The organism is Pseudorhodoferax aquiterrae (genome assembly GCF_014652235.1).
GTDB lineage: Bacteria > Pseudomonadota > Gammaproteobacteria > Burkholderiales > Burkholderiaceae_C > Pseudorhodoferax > Pseudorhodoferax aquiterrae.
Genome location: NZ_BMYK01000034.1, coordinates 30,495 through 43,352 on the forward strand (window position 1 = coordinate 30,495; position 12,858 = coordinate 43,352).

General features: G+C 71.7%; 7 protein-coding genes. 3 read left to right on the forward strand and 4 right to left on the reverse strand.

Annotated elements, in window-relative coordinates:
- Window positions 1-2 precede the first annotated feature (2 nt).
- Together IE209_RS29630 and cobT are read right to left on the reverse strand one after the other, a co-directional pair.
- Window positions 3-2,174, reverse strand: a complete 2,172-nt coding sequence (locus IE209_RS29630; protein ID WP_189690487.1) for a sensor domain-containing protein — start codon at window positions 2,172-2,174, stop codon at window positions 3-5.
- 9 nt (window positions 2,175-2,183) lie between these two features.
- Window positions 2,184-3,257, reverse strand: a complete 1,074-nt coding sequence (gene cobT, locus IE209_RS29635; protein ID WP_189690506.1) for a nicotinate-nucleotide--dimethylbenzimidazole phosphoribosyltransferase — start codon at window positions 3,255-3,257, stop codon at window positions 2,184-2,186.
- 150 nt (window positions 3,258-3,407) lie between these two features.
- Between cobT and IE209_RS29640 the strand changes: the two genes are divergently transcribed.
- Both IE209_RS29640 and IE209_RS29645 read left to right on the forward strand, forming a co-directional pair.
- Complete coding sequence (locus IE209_RS29640; RefSeq protein ID WP_189690488.1) at window positions 3,408-4,580, forward strand: DUF3182 family protein; 1,173 nt, start codon at window positions 3,408-3,410, stop codon at window positions 4,578-4,580.
- Window positions 4,561-5,421 carry an alpha/beta hydrolase family protein gene (locus tag IE209_RS29645; protein ID WP_189690489.1) on the forward strand — a complete coding sequence of 287 codons (861 nt, stop codon included), beginning with the start codon at window positions 4,561-4,563 and terminating at the stop codon, window positions 5,419-5,421. Before IE209_RS29640 ends, IE209_RS29645 begins: the two co-directional genes overlap by 20 nt.
- A gap of 5 nt (window positions 5,422-5,426) precedes the next feature.
- On the opposite strand, the gene IE209_RS29650 is transcribed toward IE209_RS29645, so the two are convergent.
- Window positions 5,427-8,444 (reverse strand): response regulator, encoded by a 3,018-nt coding sequence (locus tag IE209_RS29650; RefSeq protein ID WP_189690490.1) that lies wholly within the window; start codon window positions 8,442-8,444, stop codon window positions 5,427-5,429.
- Window positions 8,445-8,493: 49 nt separating this feature from the next.
- On the reverse strand, window positions 8,494-9,978 hold the full coding sequence (locus IE209_RS29655; RefSeq protein WP_229883130.1) for a cobyric acid synthase: 1,485 nt from the start codon (window positions 9,976-9,978) through the stop codon (window positions 8,494-8,496).
- 41 nt (window positions 9,979-10,019) lie between these two features.
- Here IE209_RS29655 and IE209_RS29660 point away from each other — a divergent pair, with 41 nt between their 5' ends.
- On the forward strand, window positions 10,020-12,710 hold the full coding sequence (locus IE209_RS29660) for a bifunctional acetate--CoA ligase family protein/GNAT family N-acetyltransferase (protein ID WP_189690491.1): 2,691 nt from the start codon (window positions 10,020-10,022) through the stop codon (window positions 12,708-12,710).
- Window positions 12,711-12,858: the final 148 nt, after the last annotated feature.

Consider the following 12,858-nt stretch of genomic DNA (forward strand, 5'->3'; position numbering starts at 1 on the left):
CCCTACTGCTGCGGCTTGCCCGCGATCCAGTCGGCCAGCGCCTGCGCCGGCATGGGCCGGCCGTACAGGTAGCCCTGCACGATGGTGCTGCCGCGCTCGGCCAGCAGCTGCGCCTGCAACGTGTTCTCCACGCCCTCGGCCACCACCGTGAGCTTCAGGCTGTCGCCGATGCGCAGGATGGTGTTGGTCAGCGCACGCGCGGTGGCGTTGTCCGCCAGGTCGCGCACGAAGCTCTGGTCGAGCTTGAGCTCGTGGATCGGCAGGCGGTGCAGGTAGCTCAGGCTGGAGTAGCCGGTGCCGAAGTCGTCCAGCGACAGGTGCACGCCCATGGCGCGCAGCGCCTGCAGCGCGGCCAGCACGCTGGGCGTGGCGTCCAGCAGCATGCTCTCGGTCATCTCCAGCGTGAGGTCGCCGGGCACCAGGCCATGGGCGTCCAGCAGGCCGGCCACCATGGGCACCAGCCCCTCTTCCTCGAAGTTGCGCGTGGACAGGTTCACGGCCACGCGCGGCACCGGGATGCCCGCGCGCCGCCACTGCGCCATCTGGCGGCAGGCCTCGCCCAGCGCCCAGCGGCCCAGTTCGGCCACCAGGCCGGCTTCCTCGGCGAGCGGGATGAAGCGCGCCGGCGGAATCTCGCCCAGCTGCGGGTGCGACCAGCGCGCCAGTGCTTCCACGCCGTACAGGCTGCCCGAGCGCCGGTCGATCTGCGGCTGGTAGTGCAGGCGCAGGCCGCCGTCGCGCAGGCCCAGGCGCAGCGCGGCCTCCAGCGCCACGCGCTCGCGCGTGCGCTGCTGCATCTCCTCGTTGAAGAAGCGCGCGCCGCCGCGCCCGCCCAGCTTGGCCTGCGTGCGCGCCATGTCGGCGTGGTGCAGCAAGGTGTCCACGTCCGTGCCGTCATCGGGGAACATGGCCACGCCGATGCTGGCGGTCGGTTGCAGCGTCGCACCCGGCAGCACCAGCGGTGCCGCCACCGCCGCGAGCAGCCGCTCGGCCGCGGTCGCCGCCTGCCGCACCGGACAGGACGGCAGGATGACCGCGAACTCGTCGCCGCCGAGCCGGCCGGTCAGGTCGATGCTGCGCACGCAGCCCATCAGCCGCCGCGCGGTTTCGCGCAGCAGCTGGTCGCCGCTGTCCGGGCCCTGGGTCTCGTTGACGAGCCGGAAGCGGTCCAGGTCGAGGCACAGCACGGCCATGGGCGCGCCCTTGCCGGCCAGCTCCTCGAGCAGCTGCGTCGCGCGCGACTTGAGCGCGATGCGGTTGGCCAGGCCGGTCAGCATGTCGACGCTGGCCAGGCGCTCCATGCGCAGCCGGGCGCGCTCGCGCTCCAGCGCCAGCGCGCACAGGCGCACGCAGATCCCGGCCAGGCTGCGGTGGAACGCGCTGGGCCCCCGGCAACTGGCGAAGTACAGGCCGAAGACGCCGACCACGGTGCCGTCGCTGGCCCGCACCGGGCAGGCCCAGCAGGCCTTGAGGCCCTGCGGCAGCACCAGGTGCAGCAGGCCCTGCCAGGCCGGATCGGCCGCAATGTCGACGACCTCCACGTCGGCGCCGGTCCAGGCCGCCGCCCCGCCGCCGCCGGTCTGCGGCCCGATCGGCAGACCGTCCAGTGCCTCGCCCAGTGCCCTCGGCAGGCTGGGGCCGGCCAGGGGATGCAGCCGGCCGAAATCGTCCACATCCAGCACGGTGCAGAAGAGCTCGGGCGCGATGCGCTCGACCTCCTCGCAGACCAGGTCCATCAGCGCGGCCACCGGCAGCTCGTGCACCATGGCGTCGAGCACGCGGTGCTGCAGCACTTCGTGCACCTTGGTCAGCGTGATGTCCGAGAACATCGAACAGATGTACTGCACGCTGCCCTGGTCATCACGCACCACGTTGCTGGTGATCGACACCCACAGCGGCTGGCCGGCACGCGTGTACAGCAGCAGCTCGAGCCGGAAGTTGGCGGGCCGCTCCGGATCGCGCGCGGCGGCCAGGGCCTGCAGATCGGTCGAGGGGCCGGCCAGCACGTCGGCCGGGCGCTTGCCCTTCAGATCCTCGAGCTGGTAGCCCATCAGCCGGCAGAAGCCGGGGTTGACGTACAGCGTGCGCAGATCGGGGCCGCAGACCACGACCGCGTTGTCGCTGGCCTCGACCACGAGCGCCGCCAAGGTCTGCAGGGAAGCGTCGTGGGCCATCGGGAAAGTCTAAACGGCCAGTTCGCCGCGCTTGGACACACCTGCGCCCGCGAAACTGGCCATTTCGCGCAACAACAGGCTGGCCGACTGCAGCAACGGCCAGGCCAGCGCAGCGCCCGAGCCTTCGCCCAGACGCAGGCCCAGATCCAGCAGGGGCCGCACGCCCAGGTGCGCCAGCGCGATCGCGTGGCCGCGCTCGCCCGACAAGTGCGAGAACACGCAGTAGCCGCGCACGGCCGGCGCCAGCGCCTGCGCCACTAGCACGGCCGCGGTGGTGATGAAGCCGTCCACCACCAGCACCCGGCGTTCGCGCGCGCCCTGCAGCAGCACGCCGACCAGCGTGGCGATCTCCAGGCCGCCGAAGGCCGCCAGCGCCGCCAGCGGCGTGCGCGCATCGGCATGGCGCAGATAGACGGACTGCAGCACGCGCAGCTTGTGCGCCAGCGCCGGGCCGACCAGGCCGGTGCCCGAGCCGGTGCAGGCCGCCACCTCGTGGCCGGTCAGGCGGGCGGTCAGCAGCGTGGCGGCCGAGGTGTTGGCGATGCCCATCTCGCCCAGCAGCAGTGCATTGCCGGGCAACTCGCGCACCAGGTCCATGCCGTGGGCGATGGCCTGGGCGCACTCGGCCGCGCGCATGGCCGGGCCGAGCGAGGCATCGGCCGTGCCGGGCGCCGCCTTGCGCACGCGCAGGCCGGGCCGGTCGCCGCCGAAATCGTGCGCCACGCCGCAATCGACCACCGTCAGCGCGATGCCGTGCTGGCGCGCCAGCACGCTCACGGCCGCGCCGCCGGCCAGGAAGTTCTCCACCATCTGGCGCGTCACTTCCTGCGGGAAGGCCGACACGCCTTGCGCCGCCAGACCGTGGTCGGCCGCGCACACCAGCATCTGCGGCGCCTGCAGCACGGGCGCCTCGCTGGCCAGGATCAGGCCCAGTTGCTGGGCCAGTTGCTCGATGCGGCCCAGGGATCCGGGCGGCTTGGTCTTGTCGTCCAGCAGTTGCTGCAGACGCAGGGCTTGCGCACTGTCCTCGGCATCGGCGATGGCCGGCAGGCGCAGCAGGGAAAGGATGTCGGATTCGGTCACCGCACGATTGTCGCGCGCCGGGGCGTAGGCCGGCACCGACGCGCGATGACGGGATCGGCGGATGGCAGACCGTGCGCCACCTTGGCGACAGTGGGGCACTTTGACCGCACGAGGTGCCCGATGACATTGCTCCCGTCCCCCCTGGCCGCCATGAGCGCCCTGCCCGCCGAGCGGGCCGGGCCACTGGCCTGCCCGGCTGGGCCTGCTGCCCCGCGCGGTGCCGGCACGGCCATGGCCTACACCCAGGGCCTGCGCGGCTACGCCAGCGCCCATGAGCAGATGACGCGCATGGAGGTGGTGCGCCGCCTGGCCCGCCTCAAGGGCTACGCGGTGTCCGAGGAATTCGCCCAGGCGCCGCTGGGCCCGGTCTACCTCGTGCCCAGCGATACGCTGGTCGGCACCGAGCGCGCGCAGGCCCTGGGCATCCACGGCCGCGAGGACTTCTTCGGCGGCGTGGTGCCCTACCCCTTCGTCTCGACCAAGGCCATCACCCATCCGCTGGTCGCGGCCGACGCCCAGGCACCCGAAGGCTGGAACCCTGCCTTCAGCCGCATGGTCGGCGACGCCGTGCTGCCCGGCTACACGGCCTTCACGCGCGCCGATGCGGCGGTGGCGGCCGAAGAACTGCTGCAGGCCGGCCCGGTCCGCATCAAGCTGGTGCGCGAAACCGGTGGCAACGGGCAGACCGTGGCCCGGGACCGCGCGGCCTTCGACGCCTGCCTGGCCGGCATTGCCGACGAGATGCTCGCGCAGGACGGCGTGGTCATCGAGCAGAACCTGCGTGAGGTGCAGACGCTCAGCGTCGGCCAGGTGCACGTGGCCGGCATGGTGGCGACCTACTTCGGCCAACAGCGGCTGACGCACAACCACCAGGGCGCCGAGGTCTACGGTGGCTCGGATCTGACCGTGGTGCGCGGGGATTTCCAGGCGCTGCTGTCGCTCGTGCTGGCGCCCGAGGTGCGCACCGCGGTCGAGCAGGCACTGCTGTACGACAGCGCCGCCCAGGCCGCGTTCCCGGGCTTCTTCGCCTCGCGCATCAACTACGACGTGGCCCAGGGCCTGATGCCGGACGGGCAGTGGCGCTCCGGCGTGCTGGAGCAGTCCTGGCGCGCCGGCGGCGCCACCGGCGCGGAGATCGCCGCGCTGGAGGCGTTCCAGGCCGACCCGCAGCGCCAGGTCGTGCGCGCCAGCGGCTACGAGGTTTTCGGCCCGTGCGAGACGCTGCCGCCCGGCGCGGTGGTCTATTTCCGCGGTGTGGACGACCAGGTCGGCCCGCTCACCAAATACACCGTCACGGCGAGCGATGACCACCACCCGGCATAACAGCATCCACATCCCGGTCGGCGACCGCAGCATCGCCGGCACCCTGGTCGGGCCCAACAGCCTGATGCCCGGCGTTATGCTCGTGCATGGCTGGGACGGCAGCCAGGAGCAGTACATCGCGCGGGCCCACGAGATCGCCGCGCTGGGCTGCATCTGCCTGACCTTCGACCTGCGCGGCCACGCCCAGGACCGCGCCGCCCGCGACGCCGTCACGCGCGAGGATAACCTCGCCGACATGCTCGCGGCATACGACGTGCTGGTCGGCCACCCCTCGGTGGACGGCTCGGCCGTGGCGGTGGTCGGCAGCAGCTACGGCGGTTACCTGGCAGCCATCCTGTCCACCCTGCGCCCCGTGCGCTGGCTCGGTCTGCGCGTGCCGGCGCTCTACAAGGACGAAGACTGGCTGGTGCCCAAACGCGCCTTGAGCCGCGAGGAGCTCGTGGCCTACCGCAACAGCGTGGTCGCGCCGGCCAGCAACCGGGCGCTGTCGGCCGCCGCGCAGTTCGAAGGCGACGTGCTGCTGGTCGAGTCGGAGTTCGACACCATGGTGCCGCACCCGGTCATCAAGAACTACCTGGACGCCTTCCAGAAGGCCCACTCCATGACCTACCGCGTGATCAAGGGCGCGGACCACGCACTGTCGCAAAAGGCCTGGAGCCAGTCCTACACCAACGTGCTGGTCAACTGGGTGTGCGAGATGGTCAAGGGCGCCAAGGAAGAGGCCGAGGCCGCACGCAGCCGCAAGGCCGCCGCACGCGAAAAGAGCGGCGCCCCCAAGGTGCTGCACTCGGCCAGCGGCAAAGTGCTGGCCTCCGGCGCCGATTCGCCGGCCATCGCCTAGCTGCTTCAGGCGCCGGCGTGGTGGGCGCTCCAGCGGTCCAGTGCGTCCAGCGCCTCGTCGAAGCGGTAGTCGCCCACGGCTTCCATCACCTCTTCCATGACCGGCTGCGCGCTGCTGCCGGCGGCGGCCGCGCGCAGCGCCTCGCCGAGGTTCAGGGCATCGGGGTCGGAGTCCAGCAGCAGCGCGCGCAGTTCGCCCGCCAATTCCAGCAGGCGCGCCTGCGCCTGCGCCGGCGGCACGCTGGCCACGGGCACGACCGGCTCGTCCGCCGGCGCCAGCAGCGTGGCCAGGCCGGCCAGCACGGGCGACAGCTCCCGGCCCACGCGGGCCAGCGCCGCCATTTGCTGCGCGCGTGCGCGCCCCTGGTTGCAGGCCAGTTCCAGCTCGGTGGCGGCCTCCCAGACGCCGTTGGCGCCGATGGTGCCGGCCGTGCCGCGCAGCGTGTGGGCCAGCCGCGCCGCCAGGGCCAGGTCGCCGCCATCCAGCGCCGCCGTGAAGGCCTGCGAGAAGCGCGCGTTGCTGCTGGCGAACTTGTCCAGCATGCGGCGGTACAGCTGGGCGTTGTTCTGGGTGCGGCGCAGGCCGCCGGCCACGTCGATGCCGGGCAGCGCGCCGGGCGCACCGCTGGCCGGCACGGGCGCGGCGGCCTTGGCCACCACGGCCGGGCGCCGCACCTTGGGCCGGATCCAGCGCGCCATGGTGACGAACATCTCGTCCACGTCGATGGGCTTGGAGATGTGGTCGTTCATGCCGGCCGCCAGCACCCGCTCGCGGTCGCCGGCCATGGCGTTGGCGGTCATGGCCAGCACCGGCAGATTGGCCCAGCGCGCCTCGGCCCGGATCGCGCGCGTCGCCTCGAAGCCGTCCATCACGGGCATCTGGCAGTCCATCAGCACGCCGTCGAAATCGGCGTCGCGCGCCAGCGTCTCCAGCGCCTGACGGCCATGCTCGGCCACCACCACGTGCAGGCCGGCCTGTGCCAGCAGGTCCAGCGCCAGCTCCTGGTTGAGCGCGTTGTCTTCCACCAGCAGCACGCGCGCGCCGGCCAGCGCCGCGGCCGCAGCGCCCGGCAGCAGCGTGGGCGTGGCCTGCGCCGTCGCGGCCTTGGGCGCGAGCACCTCGCCGATGGTTTCCAGCAGCGTCGAGGGCGTGACCGGTTTGGTCAGCACGGCCTGCAGGGACACGCCGGCCGAGCGGGCCGACTCCATGACCTCCTCGCGCGCATAGGCGGTGACCATGATGCTCGCGCGCGCATGGTCCACCTTCTGCTCCTGCAGCTGGCGCAGGGCCTCCACGCCGCTGATGCCGGGCATCTTCCAGTCCACCAGCAGCAGCTCGTAGGGCATGCCGCCGCGCGCCGCCTCGGCCGCGGCTTTCACGGCCGCCTCGCCGCTGGTCGCCGTGTCCACCTTGAGCCCCATCTCGGTCGCCAGCGCGGCCGTGATGTCGCGCGCCATGGCGTTGTCGTCCACCACCAGCGCGCGCAGGCCCTCGAGCTGCTGCGCCAGCGGCATGCGCGGGGCGGCCTGGTCGGTGGTCTCGGTCTGGCGCACGAAGGGCAGCACGAACTGGAAGCACGAACCCTTGCCGGGCTGGCTCTCGGCCCAGATGCGCCCGTCCATGAGGCTGACGAGGTGGCGCGAGATCGCCAGCCCCAGCCCGGTGCCGCCGTAGCGGCGCGAGGTCGAGCTGTCGGCCTGGGTGAAGGATTCGAACACCTTCTCCACCTGGGCCGGCGTCATGCCGATGCCGGTGTCGCGCACCTGGAACTGCAGTTCGGCGTGGCCGGTATCGGCGCGCAGAGCACGCACGCTGACCGTCACCTCGCCCCGGTCGGTGAACTTGATCGCATTGTTCGCCAGGTTCAGCAGCACCTGGCCCAGGCGCAGCGGGTCGCCGACCAGCAGGGTCGGCACCTCGCTGGGCAGGTCGAACACCAGCTCCAGGTCCTTCTCGTCGGCCTTGAAGCCGACCTGGTTGGCCAGGTCGTCCAGCACCTGGTCCAGCCGGAAGGGCACCTGCTCGATGGTCAGCTTGCCGGCCTCGATCTTGGAGAAGTCCAGGATGTCGTTGATGATGCCCAACAGGCCCTTGGCCGCGCGGTGCGCCTTCTCCACGTAGTTGCGCTGGCGCGGCGTGAGGTCGGTCTGCAGCGCCAGCAGCGACATGCCGATGATGGCGTTCATGGGCGTGCGGATCTCGTGGCTCATGTTGGCCAGGAAGTCGCTCTTGGCGCGCGCCGCCTGCTCGGCCTGCTCCTTGGCCGCCATGAGGTCGTGCATGAGCTCGGAGTTGCGCTCGCTCATGCGCGCGTCCAGCACCGTCAGGATGATGGTGAAGCCCAGCACCACGAAGGCCAGCACGCTGACGGCTGCTGCCAGTCCGGTGCCCGGCAGGCCCCAGGCGCTGGGCACGCTCACGCAGTTCTCGGCGAAGCGTGCCGCCGCCATGCCGGTGTAGTGCATGGCCGCCACGGTGCAGCCCATGACCAGCGCGCCGAGTGCACGCGTCCAGGCCGCGCCGGCCTGGCGCGCATGGCGGAAGGCCAACCAGACGCCAGCGATGGACAGCCCCACGGCCACGCCCACGGACACCAGCACCATGCCCCAGTCGAAGCGGATCGGCGGCGCCAGCTCGATCGCCAGCATGCCGCTGTAGTGCATGGCGCCGATGCCCGAGCCCAGGATCACCGAACCCAGCAGGATGTGGCCGGCGTGCGGCTTGGGCACCTTGCGGATCAGCATCAGCAGTCCGGCCGAGGCCAGCGTGGCCGGCAGCATGGACAGCCCGGTCCACAGCGCCTGGTAACTCAACTCGATCGGCACGCGCAAGGCCAGCATGCCAACGAAGTGCATGGCCCAGATGCCGAACCCCATGGCCAGCGAGCCGCCGGCCAGCCAGCCGCGCCAGGACTTGTCGCGGCTGTAGGCCAGCCGTCCGGCCAGGCCGAGCGTGGCGTAGGCAGCGACCACGGCGATGGCCACGGACAGCGCAACGAGCCAAAGGTTGTAGCTGGTGGTCAAGGTTTCGGTCGCGCGGTTTACGAGCGGCAAAGTGTACTGATTTGTTGCATTATGAGTGCATTAGTTCGCCGAGCACCGTCGGGTCGACATGGCCGTCCAGAAAGTCCGCGAGCCCGTCGAACACCTGGTCCAGCGTCTTGCCGGCGGCGCCGAACAACGCCCGCAGCACGCCCGGATCCTCGAACAAGCCATGCAGGTACAGCCCCAGCACACCGCCCTGCCCGCCCTGCCAGCCCAGCCCCCCGGGCAGCACGGCCGTCGCGAGGTCGCCGCCGTGCGCCATGGCCGCGTGGGCGGCGGTCTGCCCGTGGTGGATTTCGTAGCCCTGCACCGCCAGGCCGGACAGCGCCCGCCAGGGCCCCTGCAGGGTGCCGAAGCGCGTGCGCGTGGCACGCACCGTCTTGTCGGGCGCGAACTGCGTGACCAGCGGCAGCAGGCCCAGGCCGGGCGCGTTGCCATCGATGCCATGCGGGTCGACCAGCGCCTCGCCCAGCATCTGCAGCCCGCCGCAGATGCCCAGCACGGCGCCGCCGCCGCCGGCGTGGGCCGCGATCGCGGCGTCCAGGCCCTGGGCACGCAGCCAGGCCAAATCGCCGCTGGTGTGCTTGGAGCCGGGCAACACGATCCAGTCGGTCGCCACCGACAGCCCGGCCAGCTGCGCCGGCGAACGCACCCACACCAGGCGCAGCCCGGCCACGTTCTTGAGCGGCTGGAATTCGTCCAGGTTGCTGATGCGCGGGTAGGCGATGACGGCCACCGTGCGCTGCACCTGGCCGGACGCCGTGCTGCGGTCGTCGAACACGCCGTCCTCCTCGGGCAGGCCGTGCTGCCACCACATCGGCAGCGTGGCCACCGTGGGCACGCCCGTCATCTGCTCCAGCATCTGCGGTGCGGGTGCGAGCAGGGCCGCGTCGCCGCGGAACTTGTTGAGCACAAAGCCGCGGATCAGCGCACGCTGGGCCGGCGGCAGCAGCGCCCAGGTGCCGTACAGATGGGCGAAGGCGCCGCCGCGGTCGATGTCGGTCACGAGCAGGCAGCGCGCGCCGGCATGCTCGGCCACGCGCATGTTGACGATGTCGCTGTCCGCGAGATTGATCTCGGCCGGCGAGCCCGCGCCCTCGATGACCACCACGTCGTACTCCGCGCGCAGCGCGTCCAGCGCCTGCGCCACCTGCGGCCAGACCCTGGCGCTGCGCCCGCGCCAGGGCATGCCCGTCAGTTCGGCGTCGACGCGGCCCAGCAGCACCACCTGGCTGTGCGTGTCGCGTTCGGGCTTGAGCAGCAGCGGGTTCATGCGCACCTCCGGCACGGCGCGCGCGGCCAGGGCCTGGAAGTACTGCGCGCTGCCGATCTCGCCGCCCTCCACCACGCGCGCGTTGTTGCTCATGTTCTGGGCCTTGAACGGCGCCACCTTCAGACCCTGGCGCGCATACCAGCGGCACAGCGCCGTGGCGAGCCAGCTCTTGCCGGCGCCGCTGGTCGTGCCCAGCACCATGACGCAGCGCGCCGGCCCCTTGTTCTGCTTGCTTTGCATCAAGCGATTCTCGCGTCCGCGCCCTTCACAATCGATCCACCATGGACAAGCACTACCTGACTCCGCTCTTCGCACCGCAGGCCGTCGTCGTGCTGGCCGGCGACCCCGAGGCCCCCGACAGCCTCACGCGCGAGGCGCGCCAGTTGCACCAGGCCCTGCGCGCGCAGCGCTTCCAGGGAACGCTCAGCTTCCTGGACGTGCGCACCAGCGGCACGCTGGCCGACCTGGCCCAGGCCCGCGCCGACCTGGCCATCGTCGCGCTGCCGCCGGACCAGATCGCGCAGGCGCTGGACCTGGTCGGTCGCATCGCCTGCCGCGCCGCGCTGGTGCTGGGCAGCGGCATCGATGCGGGCCTGGCGTCCGAACTGCAGCGCATCGCGCAGCGCGAGGGCTTTCACCTGATGGGCCCCAACGGCCTGGGGCTGCAGCGCCCCGCGCTGGGGCTGAACGCCTCGGCCCTGGGCGCACTGGCCGCACCCGGGCCGCTGGGCCTCATTGCGCAATCGGGCGCGCTGACGGCCGCCATGCTGGACTGGGCGCGCAGCAATGCCGTGGGCTTTTCCTCGGTGGTGGCACTGGGCCCCCATCCCGGCGTGGACGTCGCCCAGGCGCTGGACTTCATGGCCAACGACCCGGCCACGCACAGCATCATCCTGTACCTGGAGGGCATCCTGTGCGCGCGCCGCTTCATGAGCGCACTGCGCTCGGCCGCCAACGCCAAGCCCGTGCTGGTGCTCAAGGCCGGCCGGCGCCCGGCCGGCAACGCCGCGGCGCAGACCCACAGCGGCGCCATCGTCGGCGCCGACGAAGTCTTCGACGCCGCGCTGCGCCGCGCCGGCGCCGTGCGCGTGCGCTCCTTCGTCGAGCTGTTCTCGGCCGCCAAATGCCTGGCATCGCGCTACCGGCCCGTGGGCCGGCGCCTGGCCGTGGTCACCAACGGCGGCGGCCCCGGTGTGCTGGCGGCCGACTGGGCCAACGAGATCGGGTTGGCGCTGGGCCGGCTGTCCGATGCGACGGCGGCGGCGCTCGCGCCGCAGCTGCCGGCCCATGCCTCGCTGACCGAACTCGTCGACCTCTCGGAAGAGGCCGACGCCGCGCAGTACCGCGCGGCCGTGGAGGCCGCCGCACGCGACCGCCAGGTCGATGGCGTACTGGCCATCTACTCGGCCAAGCCCGGTGGCCCGGCGGACGACGTGGCCCAGGCCCTGGCGGCGGCCAAGCCGGGCATGTCCAAGCCGCTGCTGGCCTGCTGGATGGGCGACGCCTCGGTCGGCGCGGCGCGCCAGGCCCTCAACGCGGCCGCGATCCCGAACTTCCGCACGCCCGAGGCCGCAGTCGGCGCCTTCGGCAACATCGCCTCGTTCTACCAGAACCAGCAGCTGCTGCAGCAGACGCCGGCGCCGCTGTCCACCCTGGCCAAACCCGACATCGAAGCCGCGCGCCTGGTCATCGAGAGCGTGCTGGCCGAACGCCGCAAGGTGCTGACCGAGATGGAGAGCAAGACGCTGCTGTCGGCCTTCCACATCCCGGTCACGCAGACCACGCTGGCACGCAACGCCACCGAGGCCATGATGATCGCCACGCAGCTGGGCTTTCCGGTGGCGCTCAAGATCGATTCGCCGGACATCACGCACAAGAGCGACGTGCAGGGCGTGGCCCTCAACATCATGAGCGGCGCGGCCGTGCGCGACAGCTACCAGGACATGGTCGAACGCGTGGCACGCCTGCAGCCCGGCGCGACCATCCACGGCGTGACGGTGCAGAAGATGGCGCGCGCCCAGCGTGGCCGCGAGATCTGCATCGGCATGGTCACGGACGAGCCGTTCGGCCCGGTCATCGTGTTCGGCGCAGGCGGCACCATGATCGAGCTGATCCGCGACCGCGCCATGGAGCTGCCGCCGCTGAACCAGTTCCTCGCGCGCCGGCTCATCGAGCGCGCGCGCGTGGCCGAAACCCTGGTCGAGTGGCGCGGCGCCGCGCCGGTGGACATGGAGGCGCTCGAGCGCGTGCTGCTGCGCGTGTCCGAAATGGTCTGCGAACTGCCGCAGCTGCGCGAGATGGACATCAACCCGCTCATCGTCGACGAGAACGGCGTGGTGGCCGTGGACGCGCGCATCGTCGTCGACCACGCACCGCAGAGCCTGGGCCAGGCCGGCGGCAGCTACGACCACCTGGCCATCCTGCCCTACCCCGCGCGCTACGAACAGCAGTTGCCGCTGCGCGGCGGCGGCGAGTACACGATCCGGCCGATCCACCCGGGCGACGCCCAGATGCTGCAGACCTTCGTGCAGGCGCTGTCGCCCGAGAGCCGCTACTTCCGCTACGTCTCTTCGATGACGCAGCTGCCGCCGTCCATGCTGGCGCGCTTCGCGCTCATCGACTATGACCGCGAGATGGCGCTGGTGGCCGTCATGAAGCAGCGCAGCGCGGCCACAGATGGCTCCATCGTCGAGACCGAGCGCGTGGTCGGCGTCTCGCGCTACGTCACCAACCCGGACCAGACCAGCTGTGAGTTCTCGCTCGTGGTGGCCGACGACATGGCCGGCAAGGGCATTGGCTCGCGGCTCATGGACGCCATCATGCAGGTGGCGCGCGACAAGGGCCTGTCGGAGATCCAGGGCCTGGTGCTCTCGGTCAACCCCAACATGCTCAAGCTCATGCGTTCGCTCGGTTTCGCGATCAAGCCGTTCCCGGAAGACCCGGACTTCCGGCTCGTGACGCACGCGCTGTAAGGGCTGTGCGCGCTGTGGCAGGCCGCGGCGCGAACACCGCGACACAGTTCCGCCACATTGCGCTGCTGCCGCGCAGAACAATCCGATCGCTCGACCAGGCCTGTGCCAGAAGTCAGCGACGCAGCCAGATCCATTGCAACGTCACGCC

What these genes read in the sequence shown, in the direction of transcription:
- IE209_RS29660 (WP_189690491.1), top strand. Translation starts at nt 10,020, where the DNA reads ATGGACAAGCACTACCTGACTCCGCTCTTCGCACCGCAGGCCGTCGTC.
- IE209_RS29640 (WP_189690488.1), top strand. Translation starts at nt 3,408, where the DNA reads ATGAGCGCCCTGCCCGCCGAGCGGGCCGGGCCACTGGCCTGCCCGGCT.
- IE209_RS29630 (WP_189690487.1), bottom strand. Translation starts at nt 2,174, where the DNA reads ATGGCCCACGACGCTTCCCTGCAGACCTTGGCGGCGCTCGTGGTCGAG.
- IE209_RS29655 (WP_229883130.1), bottom strand. Translation starts at nt 9,978, where the DNA reads ATGCAAAGCAAGCAGAACAAGGGGCCGGCGCGCTGCGTCATGGTGCTG.
- IE209_RS29645 (WP_189690489.1), top strand. Translation starts at nt 4,561, where the DNA reads ATGACCACCACCCGGCATAACAGCATCCACATCCCGGTCGGCGACCGC.